General features: G+C 63.1%; 12 protein-coding genes and 1 pseudogene. 9 read left to right on the forward strand and 4 right to left on the reverse strand.

The genetic code is table 11. From position 1 onward, the window contains the following. Window positions 1-2: 2 nt before the first annotated feature. Window positions 3-1,106: an ABC-type transport auxiliary lipoprotein family protein gene (locus ABIF91_RS30065; RefSeq protein ID WP_028181561.1), complete on the forward strand. Its 1,104-nt coding sequence runs from the start codon at window positions 3-5 to the stop codon at window positions 1,104-1,106. Window positions 1,107-1,112: 6 nt separating this feature from the next. On the opposite strand, the gene ABIF91_RS30070 is transcribed toward ABIF91_RS30065, so the two are convergent. Next, window positions 1,113-1,430: a c-type cytochrome gene (locus ABIF91_RS30070; RefSeq protein WP_028181560.1), complete on the reverse strand. Its 318-nt coding sequence runs from the start codon at window positions 1,428-1,430 to the stop codon at window positions 1,113-1,115. Window positions 1,431-1,580: 150 nt separating this feature from the next. Here ABIF91_RS30070 and ABIF91_RS30075 point away from each other — a divergent pair, with 150 nt between their 5' ends. Then, window positions 1,581-2,294 carry a helix-turn-helix domain-containing protein gene (locus tag ABIF91_RS30075; RefSeq protein WP_028181559.1) on the forward strand — a complete coding sequence of 238 codons (714 nt, stop codon included), beginning with the start codon at window positions 1,581-1,583 and terminating at the stop codon, window positions 2,292-2,294. A gap of 507 nt (window positions 2,295-2,801) precedes the next feature. Then, entirely contained in the window at window positions 2,802-3,530 is a 729-nt protein-coding gene (locus ABIF91_RS30080) for a Crp/Fnr family transcriptional regulator (RefSeq protein ID WP_028181558.1), read from the forward strand. A 281-nt stretch (window positions 3,531-3,811) separates the two neighbouring features. On the opposite strand, the gene ABIF91_RS30085 is transcribed toward ABIF91_RS30080, so the two are convergent. Both ABIF91_RS30085 and ABIF91_RS30090 read right to left on the reverse strand, forming a co-directional pair. Further along, window positions 3,812-5,155 (reverse strand): IS1380-like element ISBdi2 family transposase, encoded by a 1,344-nt coding sequence (locus tag ABIF91_RS30085; protein WP_208086440.1) that lies wholly within the window; start codon window positions 5,153-5,155, stop codon window positions 3,812-3,814. Between the two features lie 456 nt (window positions 5,156-5,611). Beyond that, window positions 5,612-6,388, reverse strand: a complete 777-nt coding sequence (locus tag ABIF91_RS30090; protein WP_284281962.1) for a cyclase family protein — start codon at window positions 6,386-6,388, stop codon at window positions 5,612-5,614. Window positions 6,389-6,674: 286 nt separating this feature from the next. Here ABIF91_RS30090 and ABIF91_RS30095 point away from each other — a divergent pair. The 6 genes and pseudogenes from ABIF91_RS30095 to ABIF91_RS30120 all read left to right on the forward strand — a co-directional run bounded on the left by ABIF91_RS30095 (window position 6,675) and on the right by ABIF91_RS30120 (window position 13,582). Further along, window positions 6,675-7,646: pseudogene (locus ABIF91_RS30095) on the forward strand (TRAP transporter substrate-binding protein). A gap of 65 nt (window positions 7,647-7,711) precedes the next feature. Beyond that, on the forward strand, window positions 7,712-8,263 hold the full coding sequence (locus ABIF91_RS30100) for a TRAP transporter small permease (RefSeq protein WP_424579552.1): 552 nt from the start codon (window positions 7,712-7,714) through the stop codon (window positions 8,261-8,263). Further along, window positions 8,254-9,546: a TRAP transporter large permease gene (locus ABIF91_RS30105; RefSeq protein WP_028181754.1), complete on the forward strand. Its 1,293-nt coding sequence runs from the start codon at window positions 8,254-8,256 to the stop codon at window positions 9,544-9,546. The genes ABIF91_RS30100 and ABIF91_RS30105 overlap by 10 nt, the downstream gene beginning before the upstream one ends. Window positions 9,547-9,568: 22 nt before the next feature. Beyond that, on the forward strand, window positions 9,569-10,375 hold the full coding sequence (locus ABIF91_RS30110) for an SDR family NAD(P)-dependent oxidoreductase (protein ID WP_028181753.1): 807 nt from the start codon (window positions 9,569-9,571) through the stop codon (window positions 10,373-10,375). 204 nt (window positions 10,376-10,579) lie between these two features. Then, window positions 10,580-12,670 carry a molybdopterin oxidoreductase family protein gene (locus ABIF91_RS30115; RefSeq protein ID WP_028181752.1) on the forward strand — a complete coding sequence of 697 codons (2,091 nt, stop codon included), beginning with the start codon at window positions 10,580-10,582 and terminating at the stop codon, window positions 12,668-12,670. 129 nt (window positions 12,671-12,799) lie between these two features. Beyond that, entirely contained in the window at window positions 12,800-13,582 is a 783-nt protein-coding gene (locus ABIF91_RS30120; protein ID WP_028181751.1) for an enoyl-CoA hydratase/isomerase family protein, read from the forward strand. 46 nt (window positions 13,583-13,628) lie between these two features. Here the strand turns inward: ABIF91_RS30120 and ABIF91_RS30125 are convergent, their stop codons facing one another. Next, on the reverse strand, window positions 13,629-14,852 hold the full coding sequence (locus ABIF91_RS30125; RefSeq protein WP_284281969.1) for a hypothetical protein: 1,224 nt from the start codon (window positions 14,850-14,852) through the stop codon (window positions 13,629-13,631). Between the last annotated feature and the right edge of the window lie 947 nt (window positions 14,853-15,799).

Raw genomic sequence — 15,799 nt, forward strand, 5'->3', positions numbered from 1 at the left:
AGATGGAAACCCGCGCTCCCTATGTGCTGATCGGCAGTTTCGTGCTGGCCGCGATCCTCGCGGTGTTCGGCTTCGTCTATTGGCTGAACAACACCGGCGGCATCGGGCCGCGCACGAACTACCACGTGCAATTCCAGGGGCCGGTGCCCGGCCTCCTGGTCGGCGCCGGCGTGCTGTTCAACGGCATTCGCGTCGGAGAGGTGACCCAGCTCGGGCTCGCGCCGGACAACCCGCGCTTCGTCAATGCGACGATCTCGGTTGCCACCGCGACGCCGGTCCGCTCCGACACCAAGGTCGGCCTCGAATTCCAGGGCCTCACCGGTGTGCCGGTGGTGACGTTGGAGGGCGGCGTGATCGTCGCCAAATCCGGCGAGCCCTTGACCTTGATCGCGGAGGCCGGCGCCGGCCAGAGCATGACGCAGGCGGCGCGCGACGCGCTCCGGCGTGTCGATACGGTGCTTGAGGACAATTCCGGCCCGTTGAAGGACACTATTGCGAATTTCAAGACCTTCTCCGACGGGCTCGCGCGCAACACCGGCAAGATCGACGGGATTCTGGCGGGCCTCGAGAAGATGACCGGCGGCGGCACGCCCGCGCAGAAGATCACCTACGACCTGCGCACGCCGCAGAACCTCGGACCGGCCGGCAAGACGCTGGCCGCTTCACTGGCGATTCCCGAGCCGACAGCGGTCGCAATGCTGCAGACCCAGCGGATGCTGTTCGCGCCCGCCGGGGACAGGCCGGGCTTTGGGGAGTTCCTCTGGGCCGACAGCATTCCGAAACTGGTGCAGGCGCGCCTGATCGACAGCTTCGAGAACTACGACATCGCCCACGCCCCGCTGCGCACGTCGGACCTCGGGCAGGCGGATTACCAGCTCCTGATCGATATCCGGCGCTTCCGGATCGTCACGGAGGGCGAGACTCGGGCCGAGATCGGACTGTCGGCGCGGATCGTGGACAAGAACGGCAAGGTGATTGCCTCGCGCCTCATTGAGACCAGCGAAAAGCTCGACAAGGTCGAGCCGGCCGCGGCGGTCGCCGCCTTCGATGCGGCCTTCGCGCGCATCGTAAAGGAGCTGATCGGTTGGACCGTGCAGGCGGTGTGAGGCCGACTATTCCAACGTCTTCAGGTAGGACAGAAGATCGTGGATCTGGTCCGGATTGAGCTCGAAGACCGGCATGTCGGCATGACCGGTGTAGATGCCCTCGGCCAGCGCCTCGCCAAGGCTGTCGATCGGATAGCGGCGATGCAGGGTGCGCAACGGAGGCGCGATCTCGACCGGGCTCTTGGAGACGCGGTCGATGGCGTGACAGCGCGCGCAATTGGCCCGAGCAAAGGCCTTGCCGCGCTGTTCGGCCGTGGGGGCCGCCAGCGCAGGCGTGGTCAGAAGCAGCCCGATCAGGCCGTGGCGCAGAGCGCTTTGCAGCATGGAAGGTGATCCCGTCGAACCGTGGGGCCAGAATAAGACGGGGATGCCACTCAAATTTGATCTGAGTCAATCGGCTTTGGCGCGATGCAGTAAAATGCAGCCGCGCGGTGGACTCGGCCTGGTGTGGGCAGCCCGCGCGAGGAGCGGTGGATGAAGCCTTCCGTGGTCACGATTGAGCCGACCGGACATTTTTGCGACGATTGCGCCGTGCGCGGAGCTGCGGTTTGTTCGTCGCTGGATGCGGCCGAGCTCAGGGAATTCGAACATCTCGGCCGCCGCGTCCATTTTGGCTCGGGCGAGACCGTGTTCTCCGAGGAGGAGATCACGACCTCATTCTACAACGTCCTCGAAGGCGTCATGCGGCTGTACAAGCTGCTGCCCGACGGCCGGCGGCAGATCGTCGGCTTTGCCTTGCCCGGTGACTTCCTTGGGATGAATCTGTCCGGCCGGCACAACTTCTCGGCCGATGCGATCGGCGCGGTGACCGTGTGCCAATTCGCAAAGGCGTCCTTCAGCCGTTTCATCGAGGACCGGCCGCAGCTGCTCAGGCGAATCAACGAGCTGGCCATTCGCGAGTTGAGCCAGGCTCGCGACCATATGGTCCTGCTCGGCCGACGCTCGGCCGACGAGAAGGTCGCGACCTTTCTGCTCGGCTGGCGTGAGCGGCTGGTCGCGCTCAAGGGGCTCTCCAACACGGTGCCGCTTCCGATGAGCCGTCAGGACATCGCCGATTATCTCGGCCTGACCATCGAAACAGTCAGTCGCACCTTCACCAAGCTGGAGCGTCAGGGCGTGATCGAGATCATCCACGGCGGCATCAGCCTGCTCGATCCGGCTCGCGTCGAGGCCATGGCTGCGGCCTGACCTCCCGTCCACAACGCCCCAGGGCATTTGATCCCGATCAATGACGCCGGCCGTGCGCAGCAAAACAATGCTGCAAACAATCCGGGAGGAGCATGATGCCTGCTGACGCATTGCTGGTGACCATCGTCGTCGTCGCGATCTTCGTCGCATTCGCCGCGGTTCTGGCTTGGGCAGACCGGCAAACCAGCGCGGGCCGGCTCGATCCGGATTCCAAGCGCTGAAGCTGAAGCGCCGCAGGTCTTCCTCCGCTTCCGGCGTGTCGACCGCCGGCTCTTGCCGGGCCGGCGCTGACCCTCGGCGGCAGCTCGACGCAATCACAGCCAGTGCTGCCCGCAACTCTGCGTCGGCCAAGACGCATTCATGCATCCTTTGGATGTGAATTCTCGGCCGTACCACGTCCTTTTGGTGGCATTTACCGCAAATCGCGCGCGTGCTTTCCGGTTGAAAAGCCTGATAACGTTGACTACGCAGGAACCCAATGCCTCGTAGTCTTAGGAGCCCCGCGGCGTGCCTCAGGACAAGACCGGCGATCCCCGACAGTCGGCGGGCAGCAAATTATCGGTCCTGCGCAAGCACCCGATCTTCGCGGATCTGGAGCCGGAAGCGCTCGATCAGCTCTGCCGCTACGCCAAGCACACCACCGTCAAGCGCGGCGCGACGATCGCCGCCAAGGGCGATCCCGGCAACAGCCTGTTCGCGGTGGTCGCGGGGACGGTGAAGATCTCGTCCTCGTCGCCCGACGGACGGAACGCCATCCTCAATCTGATCGGTCCGGGTGAAATCTTCGGCGAGATCGCGGTACTCGACGGCGCCCCCAGGTCGGCGGATGCGACCGCCAACACCAATTGCGAGCTCTACGTGATCGATCGCCGGGACTTCCTGCCCTTCGTCAAGAGCCAGCCGGCGCTGGCGATGAAATTCATCGAGCTGCTGTGCGCGCGTCTGCGCTGGACCAGCCAGCAGGTCGAGCAGGTGATCCTCCAGAATCTGCCGGGCCGGCTCGCGAGTGCGCTGCTCGGCCTCACCGAGGAGCGCAAGCTCGATTCCGGCAGCGGCACGCTCGCCATCACGCAGCAGGAAATCAGCGAAATGGTGGGGATGACGCGCGAGAGCATCAACAAGCAATTGCGCGTCTGGGCCGGACGTAACTGGGTTCGCCTCGAGCACGGCGCCATCGTGGTGTTGGATACGGACGCGCTGCGCGAGCTCGCAGAGAGCGGCCTCGACGACGACTGACGGCGTCTGCCTAAAGCGGAATGGTTTAGGTCAAATCGATTGCCACGGGCTCGGTGCAACCTCTCCCGCTTGCGGGAGAGGTCGCACCGAAGGCGCGGGTGGGGGCTTTCTCTAGCCCGTCCTATTCGTGAGAGTGCGGCTTTTGGGCCCGATTGATGCGGCCGCACATCTTGTCTGACGAGGCGCACAGGATTGCCTTCGGCTTTTCGCCGCCTGACGACCGGTACTTTGCAACGCGCTTGAGGGATGGGTTGGGCGAACGGGGGCGGACGCCCCGCCGGTCAAGGACCGAGCGGCAGCAGCGCGCCGGGCAAGCCGCAGATCAGGTCGGCTTCGGGACATGCCGCGGCAAACGCAAGGCGAATGCGGCTCGTGGTCTCGACGACACGGGCGGCGATTTTCAAGAGCCGAAGACGCAGCGTCGCGAACTCGGCAGCGGCCAATTCCCGGGCTTTGGGAATGGCGTCGCGCACGGTCAGCATCAGCCAATAAGCGGCCGTATGGAGCACGAGACGGACCTGGTTGGCGAGCGCCGAACGGCAGCTGGTGCGATCGGAGGCGAGCTGCGTCTTATGCAGCTTGATCAGATTCTCGGCTTGGCCGCGCGCGCAATACAGGCTGTCGTAGATCCACTCGGCCGAGCCGACATCGAGGCTGGTGACGACGAAGCGGATGTCGAGGCCGAGCATCGTCGCCTCAATACGGGCGACAGTGCGCCGTTCGCGATCCCAGGACTTTGCCTTGTGGCGCGTCTCGGTATAGCCACGCAGAACCGGCAGGTTCTCGATGGCGCGTCGCGTGCGGATGTCGTCGGCGACCTCGTCGACTTTTCTGGCGAGAGGCTTGGTGCCGGACAGACCGAAGATGTAGTCGATGCCGTTGGTCTCGCACCACGCCATTGCCTCCGGCCGGGCATAGTGCCCGTCGCCACGGAACGTAATTTGCGTGTTGTGCCATCGCGTCCGGATATGCCGTACCAGGCGGCGCAGATGGGCACGCACCTCGACGCCGCCCGGCGTCTTGCCGGGCCGCAGCACGACGGCCACGGGCCGGCTCTTCTCCGTGTCGTAGACGTGGATCGGCAGGAAGCAGCGTTCGTCATAATGAGCGTTGAACAGCGAGAGCTGCTGATGGCCGTGGACGACGTCGCAGGTATCATCGATGTCGAGCGTGACGGATGCCGGCTCGCGCGGGTAGCTATCCATCCATGCGTCGACCAAAGTGTAGGTCAGCCGGATCACGTCGCGCAGGCGCGGAGCATTCTCCAGCCGCGACAGCGTCGGCTGGGAACACAAATCCCGGCCCGTGTCCGGTAGGCGACCGCAGGCCAGTTTGAATGCCGGATCGGACCTCAGATGATCGAGGTCGTCGGCGTCCTCGTAGCCGCAGCAGATCGCGAACATGCGAGCGCGGAACATATCGACCAGGCTGTGCACGACCCGCGTCGGATCGCGCCGATCCGGGAACACCCGGGCCAGATTGTTGGCCAAACCGAGACGCCGCTCGGCCATCGCCAGAAGCATCACGCCCCCGTTCGAGGTTAGGCGCCCACCATCGAAGGCAGCTGTGACTTTCTTGGCGTGAACGGCTGGAAACGAGAAGGGCGGAATCGTATCGTCGGTCATGGCGGGCGTGGCGTTCGCGGTTGGAGGTGATGGGGTTGGCTTCGCAACCGAATCCTACGCCGCATCAGCGCTTTACCCCTCAGGCGCACTCTTACGAATAAGACGGGTTAAGTTGAAGAAAGATTGAGTGACTCCCGATCATTTCTGTGCCGAAACGTGGAGTCGCGGTCGTGCCGCGTCCAAAGAAACCGGCGCGAGCGGCCTATTAGACGCGGTAGGTGCTCAGCCTCCGAAACGAGACTATCAAGCATGAAGAGATCGAGCGCGAGGCAGAGGTTTTATTTGTGTTGAATTCTTGCTTCTCGATAGTGGTCTGAAATCGTATCATCGGTCATGGCGGGCGTGGCGTTCGCGGTTGAAGGTGATGGGGTGGCTTCGCAACCGAATCCTACGCCGCATCAGCGCTTTACACCACGCTCGCCAGCCTCTCAGGCGCCCTCTCGCGAATAAGACGGGCTAGCTATCGATGATGGCGACCGCGCGGGTCCAGCCCGCGGACGCGCGCTCGATCTTCACCGGAAAGCACGAGATCGTGAATCCGGTCGATGGCAGCTGGTCGAGATTGTGCAGCTTCTCGAGATGGCAATAGCCGATGTGCCGTCCCGCCTTGTGGCCTTCCCAGATCAGGCTGGCATCTTTCGTTTCGGCATACTTCCGCGCGGTGTAGACGAACGGCGCGTCCCAGCTCCAGCCGTCGGTGCCCGTCAGCCGCACGCCGCGTTCGAGCAGGTACATGGTGGCTTCATAGCCCATGCCGCAGCCGGAATTGACGTAGTCGGCCTTTCCGAACTTCGCGCCGGCGCTGGTGTTGACGACGACGATCTCCAGCGGCGACAGCGTGTGCCCGATGCGCTTCAGCTCCGTCTCGACGTCGGCCGCACTTGCCACGTAGCCGTCGGGCAGATGCCGGAAGTCGAGCTTCACGCCGGGCTGCAAGCACCATTCGAGCGGTACCTCGTCGATCGTCCATGACCGCTCGCCGCGGTTCATGGTCGGATGGAAGTGCCAAGGCGCATCGAGATGCGTCCCGTTGTGGGTCGACAGCGAGACCTGCTCGACGGCCCAACCCTGACCATCAGGCAGATCCTGCGCCTTGAGGCCGTCGAAGAACTGCAGCATGCGCGGCAGCCCCTGCTGGTGATCGATATACTGGATCGTCGGGTGATTGCCCGGCGGATCGGCGGTCACGTCGTTCGTGAGCGGCACCGAGATATCGATCAGCTTCCGCGGCATGGGTATTCCTCGAGATCGTCCGAAGTTTCCGGCATCTTGAGGGGCCTCCATTGGTTGGGTCAAGTCACGTGCCGGCGACGTCAACCCGGTCCGTCGTCTCCAAGAACTGCGCCAGATTGATCGATGCAACTCCTGCATTGATCGATGCCGGATTTGGCTTGGACAGAGAATGCCGTCCGCCCTAGGGACGACATTGGCGCTTGACTTCACACCAGAAGGGGAGCGACCCAAGGCGGCCGAGCATCTGCCCCGACAACGATATAATCAATCCAGGAGGAGAGCCCAGATGAAGAGAATCACCGGCATTATCATGGCCGTTGCACTGGCGGTTTCAGCGCCCCTGGCGACCGCACGCGACTTCCGTTCCGCCGACATTCACCCCGCCGACTATCCGACCGTCGAGGCCGTCAAGTTCATGGGCAAGCAGCTCGCGGCGGCGAGCGGGGGCAAGCTCGGCGTGAAGGTGTTTCCGAACGGCGCCCTGGGCTCCGAGAAGGACACGATCGAGCAGCTCAAGATCGGTGCGCTCGACATGATGCGGATCAACGCATCGCCGCTCAACAACTTCGTGCCTGAGACCATCGCGCTGTGCCTGCCCTTCGTCTTCCGGGATACGCAGCACATGCGCACCGTCCTCGACGGGCCGATCGGCGACGAGATCCTGGCGGCGATGGAGCCCGCTGGCTTGGTGGGGCTTGCCTATTACGATAGCGGCGCCCGGTCCATTTACACCGTGAAGGCGCCGGTCAAGTCGCTTGCGGATCTGAAGGGTTTGAAGATTCGCGTCCAGCAGTCCGACCTGTGGGTCGGCATGATCCAGAGCCTCGGCGCCAACCCGACGCCGATGCCGTACGGCGAGGTCTATACCGCGCTCAAGACCGGCCTCGTGGACGCTGCCGAGAACAACTGGCCGTCCTACGAATCCTCGCGTCACTTCGAGGCTGCCAAGTTCTACAACATCACCGAGCACTCCCTCGCTCCGGAAGTTCTCGTGATCTCGAAGAAGGTCTGGGACACGCTGAGCTAGGACGATCAGGCCATGATCCGCAAGGCGGCCAAGGAATCGGTGCCCGTCATGCGCAAGCTCTGGGACGAGCGTGAGCAGGCCTCCCGCAAGACCGTCGAGGCCGCCGGCGTTCAGGTCGTCACGATCGCCAACAAGGCGGAATTCGTCGATGCGATGAAGCCGGTGTACCAGAAGTTCGCCGGCGACGAGAAGCTCCAGAGCCTCGTCAAGCGTATCCAGGACACGAAGTAAGACACGGCGGCGACCGGGTCCGGCGTCGCCGCGAGGCGGCACCGGACTCCGCATGGAGGCGCGGGATGACAGACCCACACGTCGCAAGCCACGAGCAGGGCACCGTAGCGGCACGCCCGTCCACTGGCCTGCTGTCGCGGATCAACGCCCCCGTTGCGCGCGTGGGGATGTATCTGTCGGTGACCGGTCTGCTCGTGATCGTCACGATTGTCTTCTACCAGGTGTTCGGCCGCTACGTGCTCAACTCCAGCCCGACCTGGACGGAGAACCTGGCCCTGGTCCTGATCCTCTACGTCACGCTGATCGGCGCCGCGGTCGGCGTGCGCGATGCCGGGCACATCGGCATGGACAGTCTGCTGGTCATGCTTCCGGATCACGTGCGGGAGAAGATCGAGATCGTGATCCACGCTCTGGTCGCCGTGTTCGGCATTGCAATGGCCTATAACGGCTGGATCCTCGGCGCGTCGGTCGGCACCGTGAAGATCCCCAATCTCGGTCTGCCTGAAGTCATCCGCTACGTGCCGTTGATCGCTTCCGGCGTCCTGATCGTCTCCTTTTCCATCGAGCACATTGTCGCTCTCGTGCGCGGCGAAGAGGTCGTGCCCTCATGGAACTGATCATCCTCGGCGCCACGTTCTTCGGCTTCCTGATCCTCGGCGTCCCCGTCGCCTTTGCGATCGGCCTGTCGGCGATCTGCACCATCCTCTACGAAGGCCTGCCGGTCGCTGTCATCTTCCAGCAGATGATGTCGGGGATGAACATCTTCTCGTTCCTCGCCATTCCGTTCTTCGTCTTCAGCGGTGAGCTGATGCTGCATGGCGGCGTCGCCGACAAGATCGTGCAACTCGCCAAGAACCTCGTCGGACACATCCGCGGCGGCCTCGGCATGTCGAACGTGGTCGCCTGCACGCTGTTCGGCGGCGTCTCCGGCTCGCCCGTGGCCGACGTGTCGGCGATGGGCGCGGTGATGATCCCGATGATGAAGAAGGAAGGCTTCGACACCGACTATGCCGTCAACGTCACTACCCATGCCTCGCTGGTCGGAGCCTTGATGCCGACCAGCCACAACATGATCATCTATGCGCTGGCCGCCGGCGGCAAGGTCTCGATCGGAGCGCTGATCGCGGCGGGTCTGCTGCCGGCACTGGTGCTGATGGTGTGCATGCTGGTCGCCGCCTACGCGGTCGCGGTGAAGCGCGGCTATCCGGCCGGCAAGTTTCCTGGCTGGCGCGAGGTTTTCCGCTCGCTCGCGGCCGCGCTGCCGGGCCTTCTGATCATCGGTATCATCCTGGCAGGCATCCTGTCCGGCGTCTTCACGGCAACTGAGTCGGCGGCCATCGCGGTCACCTATACGATCCTGCTGACCTTCTTCATCTACCGCAGCATGACCTGGGGCAACTTCCTGCGCGCCGCCGCCAAGGCGGTCAAAACGACGGGCGTGGTGCTGCTGCTGATCGGCGTCTCCACCATGTTCCAGTATCTGATGGGACTTTACGAGGTTGCCGACCTCGCCGGCGAAATGATGAGCAAGGTCTCCACGCAACCCTGGATGATCTTCCTGCTCATCAACGTCATCCTGTTCGTGCTCGGCACGTTCATGGACATGGCGGCGACCATCCTGATCTGCACCCCGATCTTCCTGCCGATCGCGATGAAGGCGGGCATGGATCCCGTGCAGTTCGGCATGCTGATGCTGATCAACTGTGCCCTCGGGCTCAACACGCCTCCGGTTGGGACCACGCAGTTCGTCGGCTGTGCCATCGGCGGCATCTCGGTCGGTGCCGTGATGCGCACCATCCTGCCGTTCTATGCCGCGCTGATCGCAGCACTGATGTTCGTGACCTATGTCCCTGCATTCTCGCTGTGGCTGCCGCGCCTCTTGATGGGCTACAAGGGCTAGCAGTACCAGGGAGAAGCTATCAGTGACCGACTATCGCAAGCTCTTCGATCTCACCGGCAAGACGGCCGTGGTGTTCGGCGCCGCCTCGGGCATCGGCAAATCGTCGGCCGAGGCGCTGGCCGGGCTCGGCGCCCGTGTCGTTTGCGCCGATCGCGCGCTTGACGCCGCGGAGGCGACCGCCGCCGGCATCCGCGACAAGGGCGGCTGGGCGGAGGCGGCCAGCTGCGACGCTGCCAGTGCTGCGGAGGTCAACGCGCTCGCCAAGACCGTGATGCAGAAGTTTCCGCGGCTCGACATCGCGGTGACGACGCCCGGGCTCAACATTCGCAAGACCATCCTCGATTACACCGAGGAGGACCTCGACCGCGTCCTCAACCTCAACGTCAAGGGCACGGTCTGGTTCTTCCAGGCCTTTGGCCGCATCATGGTCGAGCAGAAGGGCGGCAGCATCATCGCCTGCTCCTCGGTGCGCGCGGTCACCATCGAGCCGGGCCTCGGCGTCTACGGTTCGACCAAGGCAGTGATCGGCCTGCTGGTGAAGGGCTTTGCCTCCGAGGTCGGCCACGCAGGCGTGCGCGTCAACGCGATTGCGCCGAGCATCGCCGAGACCGCGCTGACCGGCCCGTTCAAGCAGCGCCCCGACATCTACGATCTCTACGCCCGCCATACCGTGTTCAACCGTTGGAGCAGTGCCGACGAGGTCGCTACCGCGGTGGCCTATCTCGCCTCGGACGCCGCGAGCTATGTCAGCGGCAGCACGCTGTTCGTCGACGGCGGCTGGACGGCGGTCGACGGCCCGCCGACTGGTCTCACCCAGCTGCACAAATAGGGAAGACATTCGCATCTGGCCGTATAGCTGGCGGCGCGCGTCCGTCGGAAATCGGCCGGCGCGCAACCTCCGCTTCTTTCCCTGACCAAGCCGTCTTCGCGGTTGCAGCAGGAACCCGCGGCGCGTGCGCTTTGAGCAAATCGCATGGGCCTTGCCGGATAAATGCGCTCGGCTGGCTGGTATTTTGGTGTTACGAACTGGGACATGAACCAGCACGCCAAGATCGAAATCCGCCATTCGACCTGTCCGCATGATTGCCCTTCGGCCTGCGCCCTCGATGTCGAGGTGATCGAAGGCCGCAGCATCGGCCGCGTCCGCGGTTCGAAAAAGCAGACCTACACGGCCGGCGTGGTCTGCGCCAAGGTTGCCCGTTACGCCGAGCGCATCCATCACCCCGAACGGCTGATATATCCGATGCGCCGAACGGGTGCGAAGGGCTCCGGACAGTTCGCGCGGATCTCCTGGGACGAGGCGCTGGACGAGATCGGGCAGCGTTTCAATGCCGCCGAGCGCGAGTTCGGCGCGGAATCGATCTGGCCCTATTACTACGCCGGCACGATGGGCCTTGTGATGCGCGACGGCCTCAATCGCCTCACCCATGTGAAGAAATATTCGCGCTTCTATCAGACCATCTGTGCCAATGTCGCGCGCATCGGCTTTGCGATCGGCACCGGCAAGATCGCCGGCGTCGATCCGCGCGAGATGGCGCTGTCCGACCTCGTCGTGATCTGGGGCACCAATCCCGTCAACACCCAGGTCAACGTGATGACGCACGCCGCGCGTGCCCGCAAGGAGCGGGGCGCCAAGATCGCCGCGGTCGACATCTACGACAACGAGACCATGAAGCAGGCTGACATCAAGATCATCCTGCGCCCGGGCACCGACGGCGCCTTCGCCTGCGGCGTGATGCATGTGCTGTTCCGCGACGGCTATGCCGACCGCGCCTACATGGACAAGTACACGGACTGTCCTGCCGAGCTCGAGGCGCATCTGAAGACGCGCACGTCGGAATGGGCGTCTGCCATCTGCGGCGTGCCGGTGGCGGAGATCGAGGCCTTTGCCAGGGCCGTCGGCGAGACCAAGCGGACCTTCCTGCGCCTTGGTTACGGCTTCACCCGCTCGCGCAACGGCGCGACGCAGATGCATGCGGCGTTGTGCATTCCCGCGGTGACGGGCGCCTGGCAATACGAAGGCGGCGGTGCGTTCTTCAACAATTACGCGCTGTGGCACTTCAACGAATCCATCATTGAAGCCCACGACGCCATCGACAAGTCGACGCGCGCGCTCGACCAGTCGCAGATCGGCCGAATCCTCACCGGCGATGCCGAAGCGCTGCAAGGCAAGGGCCCGGTCAAGGCGATGCTGATTCAGAACACCAACCCGATGACCGTTGCGCCTGAGCAGGCGCTGGTTCGGCAGGGCTTTGCACGCGAGCATCTGTTCGTCGCGGTGCATGAGCAGTTCATGACCGAGACGGCCCAAATGGCTGACATCGTGCTGCCGGCGACCATGTTCATGGAGCATGACGATCTCTATTACGGCGGCGGCCACCAGCACATCTCGGTCGGGCCGAAGCTGATCGATCCCCCCGGCGAATGCCGCTCCAACCATGAGGTTTTGCAGGCGCTGGCGCCGCGGCTCGGCGCGAAGCATCCGGGTTTCGAGATGACGTCGCGCGAATTGATCGATGCGACGCTGAAGCTGAGCGATCACGGCGACATCGCCGGCCTCGAAGCCGATCTCTGGCGCGACCTGCAGCCGGATTTCCGCACCTCGCATTATCTCGATGGCTTTGCTCATGCCGACAAGAAGTTCCACTTCAAGGCTGACTGGGCGCATCCGCCGTTCGGTGTGACCATGGGCGATGTCGACAAGATGCCGGCGCTGCCGGACCATTGGGCGGCAATCGAGCACACCGATCAGGCCCACCCATTCCGGCTCGCGACCAGTCCCTCGCGGAGCTTCCTCAACACCACGTTCAACGAGACGCCGTCCTCTCAGGCGCGCGAGGGCAAGGCGAGTGTGATGATCCACCCCCTGGATGCGGCCGCGCTCGACATCGCCGATGGCGACGCCGTGACGCTCGGCAACAGCCGCGGCGAGACCACGCTGGTCGCAACGCTGTTTGAGGGCGTGCGGCGCGGTGTGCTGATCGCAGAGTCCGTTCATCCCAACAAGAACCACATCGGCGGCCGCGGCATCAACATGCTGACGGGCGCAGACACGATCGCGCCGATCGGCGGGGCCGCGTTCCACGACAACAAGGTCTGGATCAGGAAAGCGGTCGCCGCCTGAGCGCGCACAGCAATCGGCCGGCAATTTGTGTCGAGGCGCTAAAGCAGCGGCCCGCCGCAGTTTGCGCTTGCACCTCCTGCCCGAGCTGCCGCAAATGGCTGCAAGCGGAGCCAGGGAAGCGAGCGTGCCATGACCGACACCACAGCCGTCATCACCGAGAAGCGCGGGCAGGCGTTCTGGATCACCATCAACCGGCCGGAGAAGCGCAACGCGCTGAACGGCGACGTGATCGCCGGCATCAGCAAAGGCTATCGCGACGCGCATGACGACAAGGATGTCCGCGTCATCGTGCTGACGGGCGCCGGCGACAAGGCGTTCTGCGCCGGCGCCGACTTGCAGAACTCCGGCGCGGCCTTCGCACTGGATCATTCCAAGCCAAATGTCGACTATGCCGATCTGCTGCGGTTGTCACAGAACGCCACCAAGCCGGCGATTGCGCGGGTCGGTGGTGTCTGCATGGCCGGCGGCATGGGCCTCTTGTGTATGACCGATATGGCGGTCGCGGCCGATCACGTCGTCTTCGGCCTGCCGGAGGTGAAGGTCGGCGTCTTCCCGATGCAGGTGCTGAGCCTGCTCCAGAGCATCGCGCCGCCGCGCCTCGTCAACGAATGGGCGCTCACGGGCGAACCGTTCGACGCCAAGACCGCGCAGGCCGCGGGCCTCCTCAACTACGTCGTGCCCACGGCCGAGTTAGATGCCAAGGTCGACTGGCTGATCGGCCGCATCGTGGACAAATCTCCGACCGCGATCCGCCGCGGCAAATACGCCATGCGCGCAATCGCCTCGATGTCGTTCGACGAGAGCATCGCCTACACCGAAAGCCAGATCGCGCTGCTGGCGATGACCGAGGACGCCAAGGAGGGGTTGAAGGCGTTCAGCGAGAAGCGAAAGCCGTCATGGACAGGAAGATAGGCGAACATGTCAGCGCACGTGACGCTTCGGTTTGATCGACGTGCCTTTAATCCGAGGAACGATTGGCGTTTAGTCGAATAAAAAGTGATCTAGTCCGCTCCTCGCGCCGTTTCTTTGTGGCGGTAATCAACTGTTTTCCGGTGCGCTTGGCGTAGGTCGGCAGTTGGCGGCTTGATCTATGACGGCCCGCAGCGCGCAACTCTGCATCCGTGAGATCGCTGTCGGCACCCTCGGTGAATCCTCCGTGCCGAAAGGAAGTAAAGGAGAGTTCCTGACGAAGGCCAGCCTCTGCGATTATCTTCTTGACCACGCTGCGCAGATAGCGCAGGTCCTTACGGGGCGTCATCCATGGAAGCGGGGTTGCCGCTCGACGATGCGCATGGTCGCGTCGAAATACCAGGCCCTGCGGCGAGATATGCTTAATCTTGTCGAGCTCGTCCATAAGTTCAGGAAAAAGAGGGATGCCTGTTTCGTCCAGCAGCGGCCACCAGGCTTCCTCTCCATTTTTTGGATGCACGATCCTGACGCTATTTGGGCGCTCGGTAGGTCGATAGTGCGAGATGTCGAAAGAGCCGAACACATGCTGTTCTCGTTGCAGCCATTCCCATGACAACAGAGCGGCGGTTGCGATCGAACGATAGTCGAGCCTTTTCGCAGCAGCCCTGAACGCGACGAGTTCGTCCCAAGTTGCGGTTGGTGTGGGCCGTATCGGCTGGCCGGGCGCCCTTGATCTTAACCCCATCCGCGAAAATGGATTGCTCGCTGGTACCATTCTTTCTTGAGCGCGATGGCCAACGAACCAGGCGCGCCGGCAGCTCGCCATCGCGACATTTGCATAGCGACGGCGCTCGCGGACAACGACCTCTCCATTGTCGCTCACTTCTGTTACGACGAGTAGCTTTCCATAAATTGCGTCGACGAAGGCCTTCGTGAAATCGGACAGTTGCTTCGACCCAACGCGACTTCCATCTTTCAGCTCGTGATTGGCGAAGAGTGCGAGGCTCTTCCTGTACTGACGTTGGGTCGTGATATCGAGTTCATTCCACTTCTGATGCGCTTGGAAGATGCCGATTAGCCAATCGAACGTCCCGGGTTCGGGTGAGGCTGGCATCATGTCGGTCAGACCTCGTGAGCGCCAACTGTCGAATGCTGGTAAGAGGACCTTTTCCATCCGCTCGACCGCACTTGCGTAATCGCTTCCCAAGGCTTGAGGGCTTAGGTGGCAGCCCTGTCGGCGAGCCCAGATCGGCGGTTCAAAGTAATAGGCCACCGTATGATCTGCTAACAACTTTCGTCGACAATATCGCGGAAGTCTTGCGGCCGCATCAGATGATGTCATACCAGACATAAGAGGTCCTCCGGCTCCCTGGCATCTCTTGTTCCAATGGGGGTTGCGAAGCGGTCCATCGTCGTCTTCGACCAGACTGGCTGCCGCCGCCGACCCGTTCCGCGACAGCTGACCGGCGGCGGTGCGTCTCCCCGGCGGATCGCGCGCGCAAGTTCGCCCGTATCTCGAAAGTCAAGGTAGGCGGCAGCCATGTCCGCTCTCATCATCGCGGGCCATGTTCCAGCGGGTGGGTAGCGCGCAGGCAGTGCTGTGCGTGGTGAAGATGGGCGATCTGATCTCACTGAGGGTGCCCGCTTAGATGCAAGCAAGAGCTGAATTCGCTGCGCAATGACGTCCGGTCTGAAAGATCTGGATTGATGCCTATTCGTGGTCGGTGGAGTGAGAGTCGCGGTGAGTCATAGAGCGAACTCTTACGATCGAAGAGCTTTCCGCTCTACTGCACAGAGCAGCCAGGCGGGGATAGGCCAGATTAGCGCGCGAAAAGGAGGCCCTGGCGTGCAGTTCTCGGGAGAGCCAAATTCTGTCGGCGAAATCCCGATAGCGAAAGTTCTCGGTCCCGGGGGCCGCTAGCAGGCAGTCAACTGTTTTAGATGCATCATCAATGGCCTTTCCGACAGATTCGCCAGTGGATTTGCATTAAGTATATCGGGGCGTTTCCCGGTGTCGGAATTCGGGCGTGCGCCCCGCACCAGACCGGCTTTTATCGACGCAGCGAAGATTCGAGCATGTGCCCGGTCGCTCTTTTATCGAACGGCCCGATCATTCCCGACGGCCTCATTGCGCAAGCGAGCCGTGAACTGTCGGCTTCAGCTATAGTTTGAAGAAAAGCGGTCGATTCAAAGCCGAACTTGCGGCCGGAGGCGACGCCA

The sequence above is a fragment of the Bradyrhizobium sp. USDA 241 genome (genome assembly GCF_049739505.1).
Classification (GTDB): domain Bacteria; phylum Pseudomonadota; class Alphaproteobacteria; order Rhizobiales; family Xanthobacteraceae; genus Bradyrhizobium; species Bradyrhizobium liaoningense.